Source organism: Streptomyces corchorusii (genome assembly GCF_001514055.1).
GTDB classification, from domain to species: domain Bacteria; phylum Actinomycetota; class Actinomycetes; order Streptomycetales; family Streptomycetaceae; genus Streptomyces; species Streptomyces olivaceoviridis.
In genome coordinates, this window is record NZ_KQ948354.1 from 635047 (window position 1) to 654143 (window position 19097).

The following is a 19097-nucleotide window of genomic DNA, read 5'->3' on the forward strand; positions in this document are numbered from 1 at the left end:
TGGATCTACCTTGAGTGCACGGTAGATCGCATCGATACACTCAACACAGCATCCTGGCTTGCCTTTGCGATTGGCGCTCTCATTCTTGCCACACCTGGAACAGGGTCGGACTGCCATGGGGCCCCCTTCAGCACGATTGCCTCTACGAGGCTACGGGCGGGCACTGACAACGGGCCGGGGTAGCCGTCCTCACCTCTCAGCGATCCTTTCACCGCGCGCGGTCAGCTCACAGGGGGCATCGCGGACGAATGACCTTGTCGGTGGACTACCGCCCCGGACCTACCCGATCCTCCCGACGCCTACGCACACCAGGCCATCTAACGTGCATTTTTCATGATGCACAGGGCCCATTGAGGCGAGGGCACATCCAGGGCACATGAGCCTGGGAAACGGCGTTGACCCGTGAGAACTACCGAGAGGAGTTTTCCCAGGTCAACCCACATTTCCTTGCGAAACGCCAGGTCAGCGCCCTCCCGCCACCAATCGCTGCACGAGTGGCAGGACTTCAGCCACCGGCTGCATGAGGCGGGGCATCAGCCGTATTGCCTGGTGTGGCCCTGAGCCGAGGCTTCTTGGACAACGGGCGGGGTTTTCGGGCCCCGCCCTCGTCATATCGAGCAGGCGGCCACCGGTCGTCTGCTCGATCTCGTTCACTCGGGAACTTCACCGCCCGGACTCCGCAACCGTCCTGAGAAGTACCACTGGTCGGGTCCGGCCCGTCTACGATCAACCGCCATGGACTGGCTGGAGCGGATCGCGAAGCTGAGGCAGTGGACCAAGGGGGGAACGCGCGCTCCGCACAAGCCGCTGTTGCTCCTGTACGCCCTCGGCCGGTACCAGGAGGATGCCGACGGCGGCCTGCGATACACCGCGGTGGAACAGGACTTGCAGCGCCTGCTGACCGAGTACGGCCCACCCAACAAGACCACACCCGCCTATCCCTTCCACCACCTCGTCAGCGACGGCGTGTGGGAAGTGCGCACCGACCGCGGGCCGGGCAGCCCTGGCAGCGGGGTGCGGGACCTCCGCGAGACGGGCGCCACCGGCCGGCTCGCACCGGAGCTGAGAGCGGCCCTGCGCCGCGAACCGGACTTGCTCGGCAGGATCGCGCGACTGCTGCTGGACCTGCACTTCCCACCCTCCCTGCACGGGGAACTGTGCGAAGCCGTCGGCCTGGACCTGGAGCCGACGGAGGCCGAGCAGCTCTCGGCCGTACGCAGGCAGCGGGACCGGAGGATGCGGGAACTGGTGCTGACCGCCTACGAGTACCGGTGCGCCTTCTGCGGATACGACGGCAGGATCGGCGCGGTACCGGTCGGGCTGGAGGCCGCCCACGTGCGCTGGTGGGCGTTCGGCGGACCCGACGAGACCGAGAACGGGCTGTGCCTGTGCGCACTGCACCACAAGCTCTTCGACAAGGGCGTCCTCGGGGTGGGCGACGATCACCGCATCCTGGTCTCGCAACGCTTCGTCGGTCACAGCCCCGCCGCCCGCGAGCACGTCATAGCCCTCGCGGGCCACCCGCTCATCGGCCCCCAGCCCGGCTCGCGCCCTGTTGCCGCGGCCCACCGCGACTGGCACGCCCGGCAGGTCTTCCACGGCGAACCCCGCCCTGCCACGGCCGCCTGACCCCGGCAGCCGCTTACGAGGACCCGGGCTTCGTACAGCGGGTCCTCACCGCGCCGTGCCGACCACAGGCTCCAGCAACTCCAGTGCCTCCTCCCAGCGGAAGCGTTCCGCCGCGCCGCCGGCCTTCGGCCGGTGCGGTTCGCACGAGCCGAACAGGACACCCATCCCCCGCAGCCGGTCCAGGCTCTGCCGGTAGGCGGGGTGGGCGGCCTGGGCGGAGTTCAGGTAGGGCAGTGCCACGGTCGGGACGCCCATGCCGTACGCCTCGCACAGGATGCCCAGGGCGAGGGTGTCGGAGATCCCGGCGGCCCACTTGTTGATCGTGTTGAAGGTGGCGGGAGCCACGGCGATCGCGTCCGCCGGAGGCAGGGGGCGCGGGTCTCCCGGCGAGCGCCACGCGGAGCGGATCGGATAGCCGGTCTGTGCCTCGATCGCCCTGGTGTCGATGAAGCCGAGCCCCTGCGGTGTGGCGATGACGCCGACGTCCCAGTTCGCCTCCTGGGCGGCCGTGATCAGCTTGCCGACGTCACCGGCGACACCGCTCGCGCACACGACGACGTACAGGAAGGGCTTCTTGTCCGGGGCGGTCGGTTCGGTCACGCTGGGGCTCCCAGTCGGCGGCTGAAGTGGTGCGGTTCCGGCAGGGTACGTCGGCTGTCGCCATGGTTGTACGGGTGGGCGGGCAGGGGCTTTGGCCCCTGCCCGCCCCGAAGGCCGCGAAAGCCCCGAAGACTCAGCCGACGGCGCGGAAGGTCGGCAGGTTTTTGGGGTTGTTCCGTTCGATCCAGCCCTTTCCGTCCGCCGCGATTCCTTCCAGGAGGCGGAAGGTGTGGACGAAACCGGCCGCGCTGAGGTTGATTTCGGAGATTTCCTGGGCGTTCTCGTCCGGCGCGAGTTGATGGGTGTCGGCGTCCGCGACACGGATGTTCCTGGCCGGCCCGTTGGTGAGGATGAGCTCCAGGTCGTAGCCGACCTCGCTGCGCTCCGTGACCTGTACGGAGGACAACGCGTCGAACCGGTAGTTGCTTCGCTGCCCGGTCCCGCGTTTCGCGTCGGTGAAATCGAATTCCGCGCTGACCTCACGAACGCCGTCCTGCGTGACCAGGAAGAGACGGAAGGTGTAGCGCGAGTACCGCCAAGGGCCGCCCTTCACCCGCCCCCGCTTGTAGGGGCGCGCGGGTGTCACCAGGATGGTGTGGGTGATCAGGTCGCGCCAGGTGAGCTGGTAGTGCCGGAGTGCTTCGTCGACGAACAGCGTCTTGTCGCAGGTGAGCCAGGTCTCCATGTCCAGCTCGCTGGGCCGCGTGGCGTCCAGGAACGACTTCCAGTTCTGGTACGCGGCTTGCCGCGCGGCCAGCCGCTCCTGGTACTCCTGGGTTTCCTCGGCCACTCGGCGCTCCTCGCCCCGGGCCTCCAGCCACGAGGACGCGGCCGCGCGTCCGGACCAGACCACGCCGGCCACGGCCAGGACGGCCAGCAGCATGTGCGACGCACCGGCAGCTGAGGCCACCGTGCCGAGCAGGGCCAGAGTCGTGAAGCCGAGGATGACGAGGGCGACCACACACAGCGCCTTCGCCGACGCCGGCGTCTGGTTCTGGTGGCGACGATCGAACAGGGTGCCCCTGCTGTACCGGTCCCGGGTGTCCTCGGCGAGATGGCGGATCAGCCAGTTGACCCGGTCCACGCTGATGCGGCTCTCGCGGTAGAGCACCGCGATCTCGGCGACGAGGCTGTCGCGGATCTGGGCGGTGAGCCCGAACCATTCGTGCGGGGCCAGTCCATGGGGCACACGCACACTGAAGTAGTGGTCGAACGCATGACGGACACGGTTGGTGAACCCGTCCCCGGGCGAGGCGGGATCGCGCGTGTGCGGTACCTGGAACATGCGGTTCCTGGCCCTCAGCTGGTGTTCCTGGTACCACCATCGGCTGCCGAAGTGGGTCGCGGTCGCGCCCGCAGCGAGCGCCACCAGCAACTCGACGGCTGCCGCGGCCGGATCCGCGACCAGGGACAGGACGCAGAGGAACGCGGTGACGACGACGAACAGGCCGACTCGGACCGGGATGGCCGCCTGGGCGGCGGCAGCGGTGCTCGGGCGGGGCGGCAGGGCCCGTGGCCCGATGGGCTCGGGTTCGAAATAGGCCCAGACCCGTTGGACCCGGCCGTTGCCGAAGCGAGCCGCCTCGGCCCGCTCGCGGTTCTCGGCCCACAGGCTGTCCTTCAGCCCTCCGGTGAGCACGAGGTCGAAGTGGTGGAGGATCTCGTCCCGCCGGTGAGGTGACAGGGCTCGCAACCGCTCCACCACACGTCCGGCTTCGCCGTCCGCCGTGCTGAGCGCCGCCAGCAGTTCGAAAGCGACGCGCAGGGCGTCTTTCCACTCTCCCTCGGCGTATTCCTCTACGCGCCAGGAGGCTTCGCGCAGCCACCGGAGTTCTTCGGCGCTGAGGTCGTGGTAGGCGCGTCCGCTGAGCATGGCGAGCACCCCGTGGAAACGGACCTCCGCGCTGTCGTGTCCGTGGGCGATCGCGTCACTGATCATGTCGCGAGCACGGCTGGGAATGCCGTCCTGAAGGAACCGCACACCGACCTTGTACTTCTCCTGAGGCGATGCGTCAGGATGGACGAAGTAGACGTTGGAGTTGTGTACGGTCTCGGCCTGGATTCCGACGGTGGAGTCGTACGCCGCCGAATTGTGCGTGACGTGGCTGCCGTCGATCATGACAAGTCACCCGCCGCGACGACCAGTGGTGCCAGCCTGGCCACCAGTTCGGGAAACTCCGCGATCAGACCGCGTAACCTCTTGAGTGCCATGGTCGCCCTCTTGGACGGCTCGGGAGTGTTGTCCGTCGCTGCCCGGCGGGCGAAGCCCAGCTCGGCCAGTGCCTCTCGGTAGGTGTCGTCGTCGAGGGCGCCCTCGGCGTGGTGGCGCTTCAGGTGCTCACGCAAAGCGTCCAGTTCCGCGACCAGGTCCGCCGGACCGGCCACCTTCGGGGCCGCGTTCACGTGGACGCTGCTGCCCTTGACGGAGCCGGCCATGATGCCGACGGTGCTGTGGTGGGCGGTGTTGCTGACGCGCCCTTCGAGTCCGTCGGCCGTACGGGCCCTGTCTGCCTGGGACATCGCGATCTGCTCCTGTTCCCTCACCAGTTCCACGGCCAGCCGTGTGGCGAACGCCGCCGCGTTCGCCGCGGCCCGTGGTTGCCGGTCACGGTCCTTCGCGCTGTTCTTCGTACCGTCCGCCCGGTCGCTGATTCCCCGGATGATGGCCACCGGCGCCCCGTTGAGGTGACCGGCCTGCGCCACACCGGCCGCCTCCATCTCGATCGCGAGCGCGTCGTTGTAGTGCTGCCGGATCCACCGCGCCTCGGCGGAGATCTTCGAGTTCTGTACGACCTCGCCGGCGGCGATCGCGCCGAAGCGCACCTGCGGGGCGCGCCCCTGACCGGTCGTGTCGTCGGCCCAGTCGTTCACACGAGCCAGATGCGAGCCGAGCTGACTGATGCCGTGCGCCGTCTCCCACACCCGGGGACGGGCCTTGAGCCCGTCGTCCTCGCTGGTCCCGCCGTGGTAGGCGTACACGTGTGTCGCCATCACCACGTCGCCCAGCCTGGCGGTGTCCCACAGCGCACCGGCGACGCCGACGAACAGCACGGCCACCGGCGAGAACTCCTGTATCGCGCGCTCGGCGATCACCGCGGCGGAATGATTCCCCTTGTTCGTCAGGCCGAGCGCGACACGACACGAAGTGCCCCGCACGGTTCCCACCTCGAACAGCGTCCCGCGCTCATGACGGTGCACCTGTGCACCGTCCAGTTTCCGGCGCACGGCCTGGTACTCAAGATTGAGGGCGGTGAGGATCACCACCAGGTCTTTCGACATCTATTCCCCTTCCTCTCTCGTGCCCTTTTCCGTTGTGGACGGCACAGGTCGGATCAGCGGCGGGAACAACACCTTCTTCGGCCCGGCCCGGTACAGCCGCGCGGGCCGTCCTCCCGTGCTCCTGCGTCCGGAGTCGGCGGGAACGATGAATCCCTCCACGGCCTGGACTTTCCGGTAGAAATTACGGGTGTCGAGTTCGGTGCCCCACACCGCCTCGTACACCTGCTGCAACTCGGCTATGGTGAAGAGTTCTCCGCAGAACGCCGTGGCGAGCGCCGAGGATTCGAGCTTGGTCCGCGCGCGTTCGATCCCGTCCGTCACGATCCGGCGGTGGTCGAAGGCCAGTTCCACTTCACCGGACAGGACGGCTTCCGCGGGGACCCACGCGGCATCCATGGCATCGGTTCCCGCGACCGGTTCGGGCAGTCCCGGCGCGATCGCCAGGTGGGCCACGGAAACGACTCGTCCCCTCGGATCACGGCCCACCTCCCCGTAGATGGCCAGCTGTTCGAGGTGCACCCACCCGGCGGTCAGAGCGGTCTCCTCGCTCAGCTCACGGTGGGCGGCGTCCAGGATCTCCTCCCCGGCGTGGTTGAGGAATCCGCCGGGCAGGGCCGGCATGCCCTGGAAAGGGTCTTCGCCCCGCTCCACGAGCAGGACACACAGCCGCCCCTCGCGCAGCGTCAGGATCACGAGATCGACCGTCAGGAGCACAGGTGGGGGTGACCACGCGTCATCTTGCATGCCGCTTACGGTACTTGGGTTCCTGTCACTTTAACAAGAAGGGGGACATGGAGGCCGCTCGTGCGGTAAGGCGGAGGCGCTCGGAGGGGTCACGTCGTCGTGGAGTCACCGCGCACCCGGTACGCGCGTCCGGTGCGGGCTGATCAGGAGCAGGGCGACGTCGTCGCTGCGCGCCGCGGTGTGCTGGGCACCGGTGACGAGGGTGTCGGCCAGGGCGTCCACGGGCTGGTTGCGCGCGTGGGCGAGCCGGCCGGCGAGGGCCCTGATCGCGTCCTCGATGTCGGTGCCGGGGGCCTCGACGAGCCCGTCGGTGTACAGGACGAGCACGGCACCGGGGAGCAGCGGGATCCTCGCCGTCGGGTAGTCGGCGGCGGGGTCGATGCCGAGCAGGAGCCCGGGAGGCAGCTCGACGATCTCGGTGCGGCCGTCCGGATGGCGCAGGATCGGCGGGGGGTGTCCGGCGGTGGCCAGGCAGGCGCTGTGCCGGGCGAGGTCGAGGTCGGCGTAGAGGCAGCTGGTGAACAGGCCGGCGTCGAGATCGGTGAGCAGGCGGTTGGTGCGCGCGAGGACCTCGCCGGGGGGTGCGCCGGCGGAGGCGTGGACGGCGGTGCGGACCTGCCCCATCAGGGTGGCGGCCTGGACGTTGTGCCCCTGGACGTCTCCGATGGTCGCGGCGGCGGCTGCCTCGTCGAGGCGGATGAGGTCGTAGAAGTCCCCGCCGACGTCCATGCCGTAGCTGCTGGGAAGGTAGCGGGCGGCCACGTCCAGGCCGGGCACGCGGGGCAGGGTGCGGGGCAGCAGACCGGCCTGGAGGTCGTGGGCAAGCTGCTGCGTGGCGTCGTGGAGACGGGCGCGGTCCAGCGCCTGGGCGATCAGCCCGGCGGACGAGGTGAGGACGGAGCGCTCCTCGGCGGGGAAGGCGCGCGGCCGGTCGTAGGCGAGGACCAGTGAGCCGACGGGGCGTCCGGAGGTGATCAGCGGCAGGAACGCCCAGGCCGCCATGTCGTCCTGGAGGACGGCGGGAGGGTAGGCCGCCTTGAGGTCGTCGAAGGAGCCGAAGAAGCTCGGGATCCCTGTCGTCAGGACGTGCACCGCCGGGGTGTCGGACGTGAGGGGAGCCGCGTCGAAGCGGCGCATCAGCGGGGCGGAGCAGCCGTGGTGGCCGATGATCCGCAGTCTGCCCTCCTCCGCGGCCATCAGAGCGAGGGCCTGGGCGCCGAAGGCGGGCAGGATCTGGTCGCCGACCCTCTCGACGACGTCCTGGACACCGACCGCCTCGGTGAGCGTGGCGGCCAGGTGCATCAGGTGGTAGAGGGCCGTGGCCCGGCCGGGTTCCGCCGCGGGCGCGGGGTGCAGCAGATGCGGAGGGGGTACGGCGTCGGCCGAGGACGTGGGCACGATGCGCACGCTGATGCCGGACGCGTCCGGGTACAGGTGGAACGACAGCCACTGGTCGGGAGGCCGCCGGGCGGTGAAGGACGTCGGCCGGCGGCTCAGCACGGCGGCCCGGTAACGGTCTTCGGCGACCGGGTTGTCCAGCCACGCGAGCGCCTCCCAGGGCCGGGCGCCCAGCAGGTCGGGAATGCCGGCACCGAGCAGCTCTGCCGCGGCGGTGGTGAGGAAGGTGATCCGGCCGTCCGGGTCGAGGGCGCAGCAGCCGCTCGGAAGGCGCTCGGCGAAGTCGGCCGCGGCCTGGGCTTCGGCCGGTCCGGCGGCACGGTTGCGCGACGGGGAGAGGATCCGCGGCTCGGGCCCGGCCAGGACGCGACCGCTGTCGGCGGCCTGCCGCAGGATCGGGCCCAGGCGGCGGCAGGCGTCGTCGATCACCGCGCGCTCCTGTGCGCTCAGCGTGGCGGGGTGCGCGCTGGACCAGTGCAGCACCAGCCCGCCCCATGTCCGGCCGCCGGTGCTGATCGGCGCGGCGACCAGGGCGAACGGATGCGGCAGGACCAGCGCGAGCTGCGGGTAGCGGCGCGCCAGCTCGTCCTGGCTGCCGATCCACACCAGGCCGCCCTGCCGCACGGCGTCGCTCACCGGGCTCGCGGCCGGCAGCGGAACGCGTACCCAGGGCGTGGCGATCCGCCGGGAGATCCCGCTCAGCACCGCGAGCTGGAGCATCTGCCCGTCGGGGGACAGGACGTAGACCCCGCCGGCGTAGGCACCGGTCCGCCGTGCGCAGTGGCCCAGGACGGAGTCCACGGCGTCCGGTCCGGAGCCGTGGGAGCGAGGGTCGGTGACCGTGCCGGACACGCTTCACCCTCCTGTGCGGGGGCACCGGCGGCGACCAGAGGGCGGCTCCGGCGGCGCGACACCGCGCCGGCCGGACCAGACGGCACTCATATACGGACCATACGTCCGGCGGGCGGTCACGGCAGCGCGCCGTCCCCCCGGGTCGGTCAGCCGCTCCGGCCGGGCGGCGGGCACCGAGGCCGGCGTCACCGCGCCGTGCTGACGACGGGGCGCGTCACCGCGTTCGCGGAGGCGGTGGGCACCGTCGCAGGGGCGTGGTCGGCAACGAGAACGCGGGCCGCCTCGATCGGGTGGCTTCTTGGTTTCGGGGACCGCTTCGCGCGGGTCGAGCCGGCGGTAGCGTGACCGTCGTGACGGCTGAGGGTGAGGCGCTGGTCGGCGGGATGGCGAACGTGGGGGCGGTCTTCCGCCGGGGTGCGTTGGTCGAGCGCCCGGCGCCGCGCAACGCGCGCGCTCTGCACGCCTGTCTGCTCGCGCTGAAGGAGCACGGCTTCGACGGCGCGCCGGTCCCGGTCGGTCTCACCGCGGATGGCCGTGAGCAGCTGACCTTCATCCCCGGCGACGTGGCGCTGCCGCCGTTCCCGGACTGGGCGATGACGAAGGCCGCCCTCGCATCGGTGGGGAGCCTGCTGCGGCGCCTGCACGAGGCCGGCGCGGCCGTCGCGGTCGACAGCCGTGCCGAGTGGCCCCGGGACCTGGCCGACCCGGAGGGGGGAACGATGCTGTGCCACAACGATGTGTGCCCGGAGAACGTCGTCTTCCGCGACGGCCGTGCCGCCGCCCTGATCGATTTCGACCTGGCGGCCCCGGGCCGCCCCCTGTGGGACATCGCCATGGCCGCCCGCTACTGGGTGCCCATGCTGGATCCCGGATCCGCCGCCGCTCTCCACCCGCCCGGGCTGGACGCGCCCGCACGGCTGCGGGTCCTTGCCGACGGCTACGGCCTCCCGGGGCGGGAGCGCGCCGCGTTGCCCGGCGTCATCGAGCAGGCCACGGAGGTGTGCCGGGCCTTCGTCGCCCGCCGCGTGGCCGACGGTGACCCCGTCTACCTCCAGGCGTTGGCCGAGCGGGGTGGATGGGAACGCTGGGACCGCGTGCAGAGCTGGCTGGTGGACCACCGCGAGACGTTCACGGCCGCCCTGCTGAACTGACCGGCCCGTCACCTGCCGACCGTGCCGGCCCTCGTCGACGGGACGGGTGCGTACGGTCGGCACGGCGGCGTGCGCGCCCGATTCCGCCGGCACCCGGTGCTCGGCCCCCGGACCGTCCGGGGCCCGGTGTCCACGGGTAGCGGCCTCGCTGCTCACCTGGCTGCCGACCGTGCCGGCGGCGCCGGGGACCGCGATGGCCAGGCGCCGCCCGACCGGCGCCGATCCCCCGGTCCCCTCGGTCCCCGCCGGTGGGTCAGTGCGCGTCCAGCGCGGGCAGCCCCGGCTCGGCGGGGGCCGTCGTACCGGCCAGGAGGCGCAGGGCCGCGTCGGACGGGGTGCCGGGTGCGGCCGTGTAGGCGATGAGGCGCTGGCCCGCGGTGCCCGGGAGGCACAGGTTCTCGAAGCTCAGCTCCAGCGTGCCGACCGCCGGGTGGCGCAGGGACTTGCTCCCCGAGGCGCAGGTGCGGACCGGGTGCCGGGCCCAGAGGGCGGCGAACTCGTCGCTCCGGATGGACAGGTGGCCGATCAGCTCGGCCAGTGCGCGGTCGTCCGGGTGCCGGCCGGCGACCAGGCGCAGGGAGGCGACCGCGAGGTGGGCCTCCTCCTTCCAGTCGGCGTACAGGGCCCGGTAGCGCTCGTCCAGGAACAGCATGCGGATGAGGTTGGGGCGGGCGGTGGGGGTGTCCGGGGCGTCCCCCGGCAGGTGCGGGGCGAGCAGGGCGTGGCCCAGCCGGTTCCAGGCCAGGACGTCGTTGCGCCGGTCCAGGACGAGCGCCGGTACGTCGGTCATGGCGGCGATCAGCTGACGGGCCGACGGGGTCGCGTGTTCGGCACGGGGTGCGGCCGGGCGGCGCCGGGCGGCGGGGCGGGCCAGGTCCCTGAGGTGGGCGGTCTCGTCCTCGGTGAGGCGCAGGGTGCGGGCGACGGCGTCCAGCACGGAGTCGGAGACGCCGGCCGCGCGGCCCTGTTCGAGGCGGGTGTAGTGGGTGATGCTGACGCCCGCGAGCAGGGCCAGTTCCTCGCGGCGCAGCCCGGCGACCCGGCGGCGGGCCGGCGCGGTCGCGAGGCCGACGTCCTCCGGCCGCAGCGCGGCACGGCGGGACTTGAGGAAGGCTCCCAGCTCGGACGACGCGTCCATGTAGGCCTCCGGGGGATGGGGCGGGTGCCCGCGCGGGTGCGGGGCGTGCGCCTCCGGGTGTACGGCGGTCGTCGTCCATCCTGCCCGGCGGACGGCACGAACGGGACGCCCGAGGGTGGTCACGCGATGACCACCCTCGCGGCGGCCGGTCGCAGGGGGGTGCTGGTCGGGGCGGGCGGCACGGACGAGTCTTCTGCCCGGCGGCTCCACCGGACACCGGCGGCTCCGCCAGCACAGCAACCCCGGCGAACACAGCAACCCCGGCGAACACCCGCACCCCCGCCGAGCCCCGGCCATGTCGCCGCCGTACCGGAATCCCACACCCCGTAAGAACGCCTCCGTCACCAGAGGGGACCGTCTCGTCATGTCCGTCACCGTCACCCACCAGCCGCCCGGCGCCCCCGCCGTCCTCACCCCCCGGCTCCGCCTGGTGCTGGTGCTGCTGCTCGCGGCCCAGTTCATGCTGGCCGTGGACTTCTCCATCCTGAACGTGGCCCTGCCGGTGATCGGCGCCGGTCTCGGCTTCCGGCTCGCCCATCTCCAGTGGATCGGCACGGCGTTCGCCCTCTGCGCGGCCGGGTTCACCCTGCTGTTCGGGCGGGTCGCCGATCTCTTCGGCCGCCGTCGGCTGTTCCTGGCCGGTCTCGCCGTCCTCGGCGCGGCCTCGCTGGCGGGCGGGCTGGCGCGGAGCCCCGAGGTGCTCATCGTGGCCCGGGTGTTCCAGGGGCTGGCCACCGCCGCGGTGACCCCGGCCGGTCTGTCACTGCTGACGACGTCCTTCCCTGAGGGCCCGCTGCGGGAGAAGGCGCTCGGGCTCAACGGGGCGCTGATGTCGGCCGGTTTCACCACCGGGGCGGTCCTCGGCGGTCTGCTGACCGACCTGCTGTCCTGGCGCTGGGCGTTCTTCGTCAACGTGCCGGTGGCCCTCGCCGTGCTCCTGGTCGCGCCCGCCGTCATCGCCGAGTCCCGGCCCGAGGAGCGTCCGAGGCTGGATGTGCCGGGTGCCGTCACGGTGACGCTCGGACTGCTGGCCGTCGTCCTCGGTCTGACGCAGGCGGGTGAGCACGGCTGGGGCGCGCCGGCCGCGCTGCTGCCGCTCGCGGCCGGGGTGGTGCTGCTGGGCGTGTTCGGGGCGGTGGAACGCCGGGTGTCCGCGCCGCTGGTGCCGCCGCACGTGCTGGGCAGGCGGTCGGTGGCGTGGGGGAACGTCGCCGGTCTGATCGCGTTCCTGACCGAGACGTCCCTGGTGTTCCTGCTGACCCTGTACCTCCAGGAGGTGCTCGGTTTCTCGCCGTTGGCCGCCGGGCTGTCGTTCGGCGTGCTGGGCGCGGGGACCGTCGTCGGCGGTGCCCTCGCCCCGCGGCTGATCGGCGGGCTCGGCGCCACCCGGGTGCTGCTGGCCGGCGGCCTCGGCCAGGCCCTGTGCACGGCGGCCCTGCTCGGGCTCGGCACCGGCCGTTCCTCGCTGTGGCTGCTGTCGGCCGCGACCTTCGCGGGCGGTGTGGGCAACATGCTGGTCATCGTCGGTTTCATGGTGACCGCCACCTCGGGTCTCGCCGACCGGGAGCAGGGGCTGGCCACCGGGCTCGCGACGATGACCCAGCAGGTCGGGATCACCATGGGTACGCCGGTGATGAGCGCCGTCGCCACCGCCGCCATGAGCGGTACGGGCGCCCTCGCCGTCCTCGGCGGCCTGAAGACGGCGATCGCGCTGAACGCGGCCCTCGTGCTCCTGGGCACCGTCACGAGCGCGCTGTTCCTGCGGGACAGCGCGCGCTGACACCCGGTCGACCGGCCCAGCCGAACGGTGCGGGCCGCCCGGTCCAGGTGCGGCCGGCCGGGCGGGCGTCGTCGAGGACGGCCAAGCGGCCCGCACCCGCGCCCGCCGCACGGCCGGCCGGCGGGCGTCAGCAGTACGGCGGCTGGTTGGTGAGCGACGCCGCCACCCGCATCCACACCCCGAACTGCCGGTAGAGCGCGGGCAGTTCACCGCTCGCCCGGACGGTCCTGGGGTCCTCGGCCGTCACCCCGGGGATGCCGAGCAGGGTGGCGGCGACCGAGGCCGACTGCCAGCGGACGGTCAGGGTGGCCTCGGCGGCGGAGGGTGCGGGGCGGGGCGGGTCCTGGGACAGCGCCCGGGCGACCGCCTCCTCGATGGCCTCCCGTGCCTCCGCCTGAGGCCGCAGCTCGGCCGCGAACCGGTCGCGTGCGTACTTCACCGGGACGGTGACGACCGACGCGTCCCACTCCGTCATCTCCGCGCACGCCGCGTCGTCACCCGTGAGGGCCACCACGGGCACCCCGAGGGCCGCGGCCGTGGCGTGGGCCAGGCCGATCTCGCCGACCGGGCGGCCGTCCAGCCACATGTCCTCGATCTCGTGGCCCATGAAGCTGTGGCTGAGCACGCCCGGCGCACCGGCCCGGGAGTGGTAGCCGACGCACAGCGCGGCGTCGTACTCCCCGGTCAGCCCTTCCAGCATGCCGAGCTGCTTGGGCCTGCCGCGCACCAGGCGGGCCGCGGGGTGCAGCGCCTCGGGGAGCAGGTTGCGCATCGGTCCGTGGGCGTCGTTGACCAGGATGCCGGTCGACGAGCCCGGTGATGCCTTCCATGTCCACGCTGATGTAGATCCGCACGGCGTCGACCCTAACCGACCCTACGTATTGTAGGTTCCCAAGCGCCGACGGCCACCGGGCTGTGCACACGTCTGTTCAACGGGGGACCCATGCAGGACATCACGGAAGCGGAGCCCGGCACGGAGGTCTGCGTGCGCAGTCTCGCGCCGACGCTGACCGTGCTGGTCGTCAGCCTGGTGATCGCCGCCGTCGGCGTGTACGAGCTGTGCGGCTTCGGGCTGCACAGCCTGGACCGGCGCCCGCACCTGTTCAGCGACGGCCTCGCGACCGGCGGGGTGATCGTCGCCGCGGTGGCCGCCGGGGCGGCGGTGGGCAACCTGGCCTGGCTGCTGACGGCGGCCCGGCGCGGAGGCGGCGACTGAGGGCCGCCGGGGGGAGGCTGTGCGGATTCCCGTCCGGCCGTTACCCTACAGGCTGTAGGGTCTGCGGTGCCCCGTCCCCGTCCCCAAGGGTGACCAGTCGCCATGTCCGCACCACAGACGGCGTCCGAACAACGGACGACCACCGCACGACAGCCGTCCCCGGTCCCGCCGCGGATCCCCGCTCCCCGCCGCGCCGTCCACGTCCTCTCCCCCCGCCTCCTGCGCATCGGCGGCGGCCACCGGCTGCGCACCCGCGCCGCGACGGCCACCGTCTGGTACCTGCGCCTGCTGGCCGTGCTGAACCTGGCGGCGGTCGTGTCCCTCCCCTTCCGCGAAGAGGTGCACGAACACAACGCCGGCGAGTACTTCACCCCGTACCTGGCCACCGCCGGCCTGGTCTCGGCGGCCCTCGCCCTGTTCCTCGCGGTGGTGATGCGCCGTCGCAAACGAGCCGCCTGGCTCTTCAACCTCCTCCTCGCCGGCCCCCTCTTCGGCCTCTACGCCGTCGCCCTCACCCGCGCCCCCTACCGCGAGCACGCCTTCAACTGGGCCTCCACCGCCCTCACCGGCCTGTTCGTCGCCGCCCTGCTGCTCGGGCGCCGCGAGTTCGACGCCATCGGCGACCGCTCCAACCCGCGTCTGGCCCTCGCCACCGGCATCGGCGGCACCCTCGCCGGCGGCGGCCTCGGCACGCTCCTGGTCCACACGACGAACAAGGCCACCGGCGCCGGCCTCAAGGACGAGATCGCCTACACCCTGCTGCGCGGCATCAGCGTCGGCCCGCTCGCCGACCACGTCACCGCCGTCCAGGCCCCCCGCTGGGCGGACGTCATCGTGAACATCCTGATGGCCGTGGTGTTCCTCGCGGTCCTCTACGCCTGCTTCCGCGCCCCGCGCGGCGCCTGCCTGCTCGCGGAGGAGGACGAGCACAGGCTGCGCGGCCTGCTGGAGCGGCACGGCGAGCGCGACTCCCTCGGCTACTTCGCCCTGCGCCGCGACAAGGCCGTCATCTTCTCCCCCAGCGGCAAGGCGGCCATCGCCTATCGTGTCGTCGGCGGGGTCAGCCTCGCCTCCGGCGACCCGCTCGGCGACCCCGAGGCCTGGCCCGGCGCGATCGACGCCTGGCTCGCCGAGGCCCGCCGGCACGCCTGGACCCCGGCCGTGATGGGCGCGAGCGAGGAGGCGGGCACCGTCTACGCCCGGCACGGCCTGGACGCGCTGGAAATCGGCGACGAGGCGATCGTGGACCTCGCCGACTTCACCCTCGAAGGCCGGGCCATGCGCGTGGTCCGCCAGGCCCACAACCGGGTCCGCCGGGCCGGCTGCACGGTCCGCGTCCGCCGCCACGAGGACATCCCGCCCGAGGAGATGGCCGTCCTCGTGGACCGCGCCGACCACTGGCGGGACGGCGCCACCGAACGCGGCTTCTCCATGGCCCTCGGCCGCCTCGGCGACCCGGCCGACGGCCGCTGCGTGATGCTGGAGTGCCGGGACGCCGACGGCGAACCCCGCGCCCTGCTCAGCTTCGTGCCCTGGGGCGAGCGCGGCCTCTCCCTGGACCTGATGCGCCGCGACCGCGCCTGCGAGAACGGCCTGATGGAGTACATGGTCGTCGAACTGCTCCTCCAGGCGAAGGAGCTGGGGATCGACCGGGTCTCGCTGAACTTCGCGATGTTCCGCTCGGTCTTCGAACGCGGCGCCCGCCTCGGCGCGGGCCCGGTGCTGCGCCTGTGGCGCTCGACCCTCGCCTTCTTCTCCCGCTGGTGGCAGATCGAGTCCCTCTACCGGGCCAACGCCAAGTACCGGCCGGTGTGGGAACCCCGCTTCCTGCTCTTCGCCAAGAGCAGCGGCATCCCGAGGATCGGCCTGGCGAGCGCCCGCGCCGAGGGCTTCCTGACCCTGCCGGGCCGCTCATAGCCTCCCGTGCCACAGGGCGGGCGGGCGCACGGAGTGGGCGGCGTCACCGGGGGAGTAGGAGTCCGTGCCGCCGCCCGTCCATCCGGGGTCGTAGGCGCAGGGCGCGGTGGTGCCGCCGATGAAGTACTGCCGGTCCGGGTCCCAGGTGAAGGACATCCGCTCGTCCTCGCCGTCCCGCCGCACAAACAGCGCCCAGTCCTTGCCCTTCCCGCCCTCGCGGTACGACGAGACCTCCCAGCCGTCGTCCTTCAGCCGCTGGTGCAGCCGGCGCAGGCCGGGCACGGCCTGGCTCGCGGGCACGTGGTCCACCGCCCACGAGTGGGACATCCGGTAGGCGCCGTCGACGGTCTTGTCCTCCAGCCCCAGCAGCCCTCCGTCGTAGCAGTAGCCGGCGTCCACCGTGTTCTCCGTGCCGACGCCGACGCGCTCGACCCCCGGCGGCACCGTCCGCGTGAACCCCAGGACGTCGTACGCCTCCTGCGAGTGCCCGAAGACACGGTCGGCCATCTCCTCGGGCGCGACCCGGGGGAGGTCCGTCGCGTCCTGTGCGTTCCAGGTGAGCTGGAAGAACAGGGCGACCACGGCGACGAACAGCAGCCCGGCGCAGCCCAGACAGCCGAGGCCGAGCGCACGGGCCCCGGACCCGGCGGTGCCGATGGTGGCGGTGGTGGCGGTCGGTGCGGTCTCCTCAGGCATACGGCGACGCTACGGCGGCGAGCCCGGCGGGCGGATGGGCGTACCTACCCGCCCCGGGATGGGTACGCGTACTCAACCGCCGGCAGCGGCCCGGAACGGCACCCCGCGCATCCCGTCAGGTACCGCTGCCGCCGCCCGGGACGATCCCGCCGCCCACCGTGAAGCCGATGACCGCTCCTCCGCCCTCCCGACGGAAGGCGAACGGTGCCCCGCCGTGGGCCATGGCGACCTCGCGGACGATGGACAGGCCGAGACCGGAGCCGGGCAGGGAGCGGGCGTCGGCGGCACGGTAGAAGCGGTCGAAGATGCGGACGAGGTCGCCCTCGGCGATCCCCGGCCCCCGGTCCCGCACCTCCACCCGGACCGTCCCCGGCCGCGCCGGCCCCATGACGCCGATCTCGATCGGCGCCTTGCCGTCCCGGTCGAACTTGGCCGCGTTCTCGACCAGGTTGGAGATGGCCCGCTGGAGCATCCCGGGCCGCCCGTCGGTCGTCGTGTCACCGCTCGCGTGCAGCACGATCTCCCGCCCGGTACGGCGCCGGGCCAGCCCCACGACGTCCTCGGCGAGGTCGGCGAGGTCCACCCGCTGGGGCGGCTCGCTGTCGGACTGCCCGGCGGCGAGGTCGACCAGCTCGTTGACCAGGTCGGTAAGTTCCCGGGCCTCCTGGGAGAGGTCGGCGACCAGGTCCTCCCGGGTGGCGGGCGGGAGCTCGTCGATCCGCCGCAGCAGCGAGATGTTCGTACGGAGGGAGGTCAGCGGTGTGCGCAGTTCATGGCCCGCGTCCTGCACCAGCCTGCGCTGGTCCTCCTCCGACTGCGCGAGCCGCCCCAGCATCCGGTCGAAGGCACGGCCCAGACGCCCCACCTCGTCCAGCCCGGCCACCGGCACCTGGATGCCCAGCTGCCGGGTGCGGGCGACGTCCTCGGCGGCCGACGTCAGGACCACCAGGCGCCGGGTGATCCGCCGGGCCAGCCACCAGCCGAACAGCCCGGCCGCCACCACGACCGCCGCCATCAGGATCAGCGTCCGCTGCTGGAGCGCCCGCAGCAGATCCTCGGTGTCGCTGAACTCCTGCGCGACCTGGACGGCCCCCCGCCCGTCGCCGAGCGAGACGGTGGCGATGCGGAACAGGTCGGCGTCCACCCGCACGTCCTTGTGCTCGACCACCTCCCCGGCCGGCCGCGCGAGGGCCATGGCCCGGTCCCGGGAGGTGACCGGCAGCACCGGGCTGCCGTGGTCGATGATCTGCCCCTGCGCGCCTAGCACCTGCACGTCGGTGCGGGCGGGACGGACCAGGTCGTGCCCCGGCCGGGAGGAGGAGAAGTCCTCCGGCCCCATCGTGTGCTGCCGTACCTCGCCCCGGACGTCCTGCACGACCTGCGTGAACACCGACTGCTGGTCCACCCGGACGAGCCGCGCGGCGGAGTTGTACGACATGATGCCGACGAGGATCGTGACCGCGGCGGTGACGGCCGCGAAGGAGACCGCGAAGGTGGTGCGCAGGGAGACCAGCTTCGGCCGGGGCCGGTCCGGCAGCCACCGGCGGCCCACCTAGTCCTCCCGCAGCACGTAACCCACGCCCCGCACGGTGTGGATCAGCTGGGGGGCGGCGGGCTCGTCCAGCTTGCGGCGCAGATAGCCGACGTAGACGGCGAGGTTCTTGGAGCCGGGGCCGAAGTCGTAGCCCCAGATGCGGTCGTAGATCGTGGAGTGGTCCAGCACGATGCCCGCGTTGCGCACCAGCAGTTCCAGCAGCTCGAATTCGGTACGGGTCAGCTCCAGCTCGCGCTCGCCGCGCCAGGCCCGGCGGGCCTGGAGGTCCATGCGCAGACCGGCCGCCTCCACCTGCCGGTCGGAGGACACCGGTGCCTCACGGACCGGGCCCTCCGCGCCCCCGCCGGTCACGGGCACCGGGCTGGTACGGCGCAGCAGCGCGCGCAGCCGGGCGAAGACCTCCTCGACGTCGAACGGCTTGACCACGTAGTCGTCGGCGCCGGCGTCCAGACCCGCGATGCGGTCGGCGGTCTCCACGAGGGCGGTGAGCATGAGGATGGGCGTGCGGTCCCCCTCGGCGCGCAGCACCCGGCACACCTGGAGCCCGTCGATGCCCGGCATCATCACGTCCAGGACCAGCACGTCCGGCGGGTTGCGGTGCGCCTGCGCCAGCGCTTCCACGCCGTCGGCGACCGCCGTCACCTGGTACCCCTCCAGCGTCAGGGCACGCTCCAGGGCATGACGGATGGCACGGTCGTCTTCGGCGAGCAGCACAGTCTGGGGCACATGCCCAGTCTGCCAAGGCCGCCGGCGGTTCGACCGGGCCCGCCGACCCTACGATCACCCTTTTTACCGGCCTCTCACCGTCACGGGGGCAACCGGCGAACCCCCCGGCCGACCAAGTCGCCACCCACCCGGGACGGCGACCTCTCGGTCGGCCGAGCCGGGTGGGTGGGCGAAGTCAGCGCTGGAGCGCCGCGAGCTGTTCGGCGAAGGGCACAACGGCCTCCTCCCCCCGCCGCGGAGCCAACGGCATCAGCGCGGCCAGCTCCGCCGCCGCCCGGTCGATCCGCTCGGCGAGTCCTTCGGCGCCCCAGTCCTCGGAGGCGGCGTAGACCCCGGTGGGGACGACGACGGCGCGCAGGTAGGCGAACAGGGGCCGCAGTGCGTGTTCCAGCACCAGCGAGTGCCGGCCGGTGCCT

The 19097-nt window shown here is 72.5% G+C and carries 16 protein-coding genes; 5 read left to right on the top strand and 11 right to left on the bottom strand.

The annotated features are described in order from the left end of the window. The first annotated feature begins 735 nt into the window (after window positions 1-735). Window positions 736-1629, top strand: a complete 894-nt coding sequence (locus AQJ11_RS12905; protein ID WP_059263065.1) for a phosphorothioated DNA-binding restriction endonuclease — start codon at window positions 736-738, stop codon at window positions 1627-1629. A 45-nt stretch (window positions 1630-1674) separates the two neighbouring features. On the opposite strand, the gene AQJ11_RS12910 is transcribed toward AQJ11_RS12905, so the two are convergent. The 5 genes from AQJ11_RS12910 to AQJ11_RS12930 all read right to left on the bottom strand — a co-directional run bounded on the left by AQJ11_RS12910 (window position 1675) and on the right by AQJ11_RS12930 (window position 8502). Next, on the bottom strand, window positions 1675-2229 hold the full coding sequence (locus tag AQJ11_RS12910; protein ID WP_059263066.1) for a flavoprotein: 555 nt from the start codon (window positions 2227-2229) through the stop codon (window positions 1675-1677). Window positions 2230-2362: 133 nt separating this feature from the next. Next, complete coding sequence (locus AQJ11_RS12915) at window positions 2363-4348, bottom strand: hypothetical protein (protein ID WP_208616486.1); 1986 nt, start codon at window positions 4346-4348, stop codon at window positions 2363-2365. Further along, window positions 4345-5508 (bottom strand): 5'-methylthioadenosine/S-adenosylhomocysteine nucleosidase family protein, encoded by a 1164-nt coding sequence (locus AQJ11_RS12920; RefSeq protein ID WP_059263067.1) that lies wholly within the window; start codon window positions 5506-5508, stop codon window positions 4345-4347. The genes AQJ11_RS12915 and AQJ11_RS12920 overlap by 4 nt, the downstream gene beginning before the upstream one ends. Further along, on the bottom strand, window positions 5509-6252 hold the full coding sequence (locus AQJ11_RS12925; protein WP_079082282.1) for an NUDIX hydrolase: 744 nt from the start codon (window positions 6250-6252) through the stop codon (window positions 5509-5511). A gap of 105 nt (window positions 6253-6357) precedes the next feature. After that, window positions 6358-8502 carry a SpoIIE family protein phosphatase gene (locus tag AQJ11_RS12930; RefSeq protein WP_059263068.1) on the bottom strand — a complete coding sequence of 715 codons (2145 nt, stop codon included), beginning with the start codon at window positions 8500-8502 and terminating at the stop codon, window positions 6358-6360. 383 nt (window positions 8503-8885) lie between these two features. On the opposite strand from AQJ11_RS12930, the gene AQJ11_RS12935 reads away from it, so the two are divergent. Continuing rightward, window positions 8886-9653 (top strand): phosphotransferase, encoded by a 768-nt coding sequence (locus tag AQJ11_RS12935; protein WP_398725329.1) that lies wholly within the window; start codon window positions 8886-8888, stop codon window positions 9651-9653. Window positions 9654-9906: 253 nt separating this feature from the next. On the opposite strand, the gene AQJ11_RS12940 is transcribed toward AQJ11_RS12935, so the two are convergent. After that, a complete protein-coding gene (locus AQJ11_RS12940; RefSeq protein WP_058081457.1) occupies window positions 9907-10791 on the bottom strand; it encodes a helix-turn-helix transcriptional regulator in 885 nt (294 codons plus the stop codon). Between the two features lie 364 nt (window positions 10792-11155). On the opposite strand from AQJ11_RS12940, the gene AQJ11_RS12945 reads away from it, so the two are divergent. Beyond that, complete coding sequence (locus AQJ11_RS12945) at window positions 11156-12571, top strand: MFS transporter (RefSeq protein WP_059263069.1); 1416 nt, start codon at window positions 11156-11158, stop codon at window positions 12569-12571. Window positions 12572-12698: 127 nt separating this feature from the next. Here the strand turns inward: AQJ11_RS12945 and AQJ11_RS12950 are convergent, their stop codons facing one another. Then, window positions 12699-13343 (bottom strand): M55 family metallopeptidase, encoded by a 645-nt coding sequence (locus AQJ11_RS12950; protein WP_244218201.1) that lies wholly within the window; start codon window positions 13341-13343, stop codon window positions 12699-12701. Window positions 13344-13514: 171 nt separating this feature from the next. Between AQJ11_RS12950 and AQJ11_RS12955 the strand changes: the two genes are divergently transcribed. Together AQJ11_RS12955 and AQJ11_RS12960 are read left to right on the top strand one after the other, a co-directional pair. Continuing rightward, window positions 13515-13787 carry a hypothetical protein gene (locus AQJ11_RS12955; RefSeq protein WP_014674221.1) on the top strand — a complete coding sequence of 91 codons (273 nt, stop codon included), beginning with the start codon at window positions 13515-13517 and terminating at the stop codon, window positions 13785-13787. A 102-nt stretch (window positions 13788-13889) separates the two neighbouring features. After that, window positions 13890-15704, top strand: coding sequence for a phosphatidylglycerol lysyltransferase domain-containing protein (locus tag AQJ11_RS12960; RefSeq protein ID WP_059263071.1), 1815 nt, complete (start codon window positions 13890-13892; stop codon window positions 15702-15704). Here AQJ11_RS12960 and AQJ11_RS12965 read toward each other — a convergent pair. The 4 genes from AQJ11_RS12965 to AQJ11_RS12980 all read right to left on the bottom strand — a co-directional run. Continuing rightward, on the bottom strand, window positions 15699-16400 hold the full coding sequence (locus AQJ11_RS12965) for a hypothetical protein (RefSeq protein ID WP_059263072.1): 702 nt from the start codon (window positions 16398-16400) through the stop codon (window positions 15699-15701). The two genes, AQJ11_RS12960 and AQJ11_RS12965, sit on opposite strands and share 6 nt — an antisense overlap. Before the next feature lie 115 nt (window positions 16401-16515). Further along, window positions 16516-17952, bottom strand: a complete 1437-nt coding sequence (locus AQJ11_RS12970; protein WP_014674218.1) for a sensor histidine kinase — start codon at window positions 17950-17952, stop codon at window positions 16516-16518. Beyond that, entirely contained in the window at window positions 17953-18669 is a 717-nt protein-coding gene (locus AQJ11_RS12975; RefSeq protein WP_059263073.1) for a response regulator transcription factor, read from the bottom strand. A gap of 187 nt (window positions 18670-18856) precedes the next feature. After that, the coding region (locus tag AQJ11_RS12980) for an NADPH-dependent FMN reductase family protein (RefSeq protein ID WP_482256565.1) at window positions 18857-19097 on the bottom strand (241 nt) is incomplete at its 5' end.

What these genes read in the sequence shown, in the direction of transcription:
- AQJ11_RS12905 (WP_059263065.1), top strand. Translation starts at nt 736, where the DNA reads ATGGACTGGCTGGAGCGGATCGCGAAGCTGAGGCAGTGGACCAAGGGG.
- AQJ11_RS12915 (WP_208616486.1), bottom strand. Translation starts at nt 4,348, where the DNA reads ATGATCGACGGCAGCCACGTCACGCACAATTCGGCGGCGTACGACTCC.
- AQJ11_RS12920 (WP_059263067.1), bottom strand. Translation starts at nt 5,508, where the DNA reads ATGTCGAAAGACCTGGTGGTGATCCTCACCGCCCTCAATCTTGAGTAC.
- AQJ11_RS12925 (WP_079082282.1), bottom strand. Translation starts at nt 6,252, where the DNA reads ATGCAAGATGACGCGTGGTCACCCCCACCTGTGCTCCTGACGGTCGAT.
- AQJ11_RS12935 (WP_398725329.1), top strand. Translation starts at nt 8,886, where the DNA reads ATGGCGAACGTGGGGGCGGTCTTCCGCCGGGGTGCGTTGGTCGAGCGC.
- AQJ11_RS12940 (WP_058081457.1), bottom strand. Translation starts at nt 10,791, where the DNA reads ATGGACGCGTCGTCCGAGCTGGGAGCCTTCCTCAAGTCCCGCCGTGCC.
- AQJ11_RS12945 (WP_059263069.1), top strand. Translation starts at nt 11,156, where the DNA reads ATGTCCGTCACCGTCACCCACCAGCCGCCCGGCGCCCCCGCCGTCCTC.
- AQJ11_RS12950 (WP_244218201.1), bottom strand. Translation starts at nt 13,343, where the DNA reads ATGCGCAACCTGCTCCCCGAGGCGCTGCACCCCGCGGCCCGCCTGGTG.
- AQJ11_RS12955 (WP_014674221.1), top strand. Translation starts at nt 13,515, where the DNA reads ATGCAGGACATCACGGAAGCGGAGCCCGGCACGGAGGTCTGCGTGCGC.
- AQJ11_RS12960 (WP_059263071.1), top strand. Translation starts at nt 13,890, where the DNA reads ATGTCCGCACCACAGACGGCGTCCGAACAACGGACGACCACCGCACGA.
- AQJ11_RS12965 (WP_059263072.1), bottom strand. Translation starts at nt 16,400, where the DNA reads ATGCCTGAGGAGACCGCACCGACCGCCACCACCGCCACCATCGGCACC.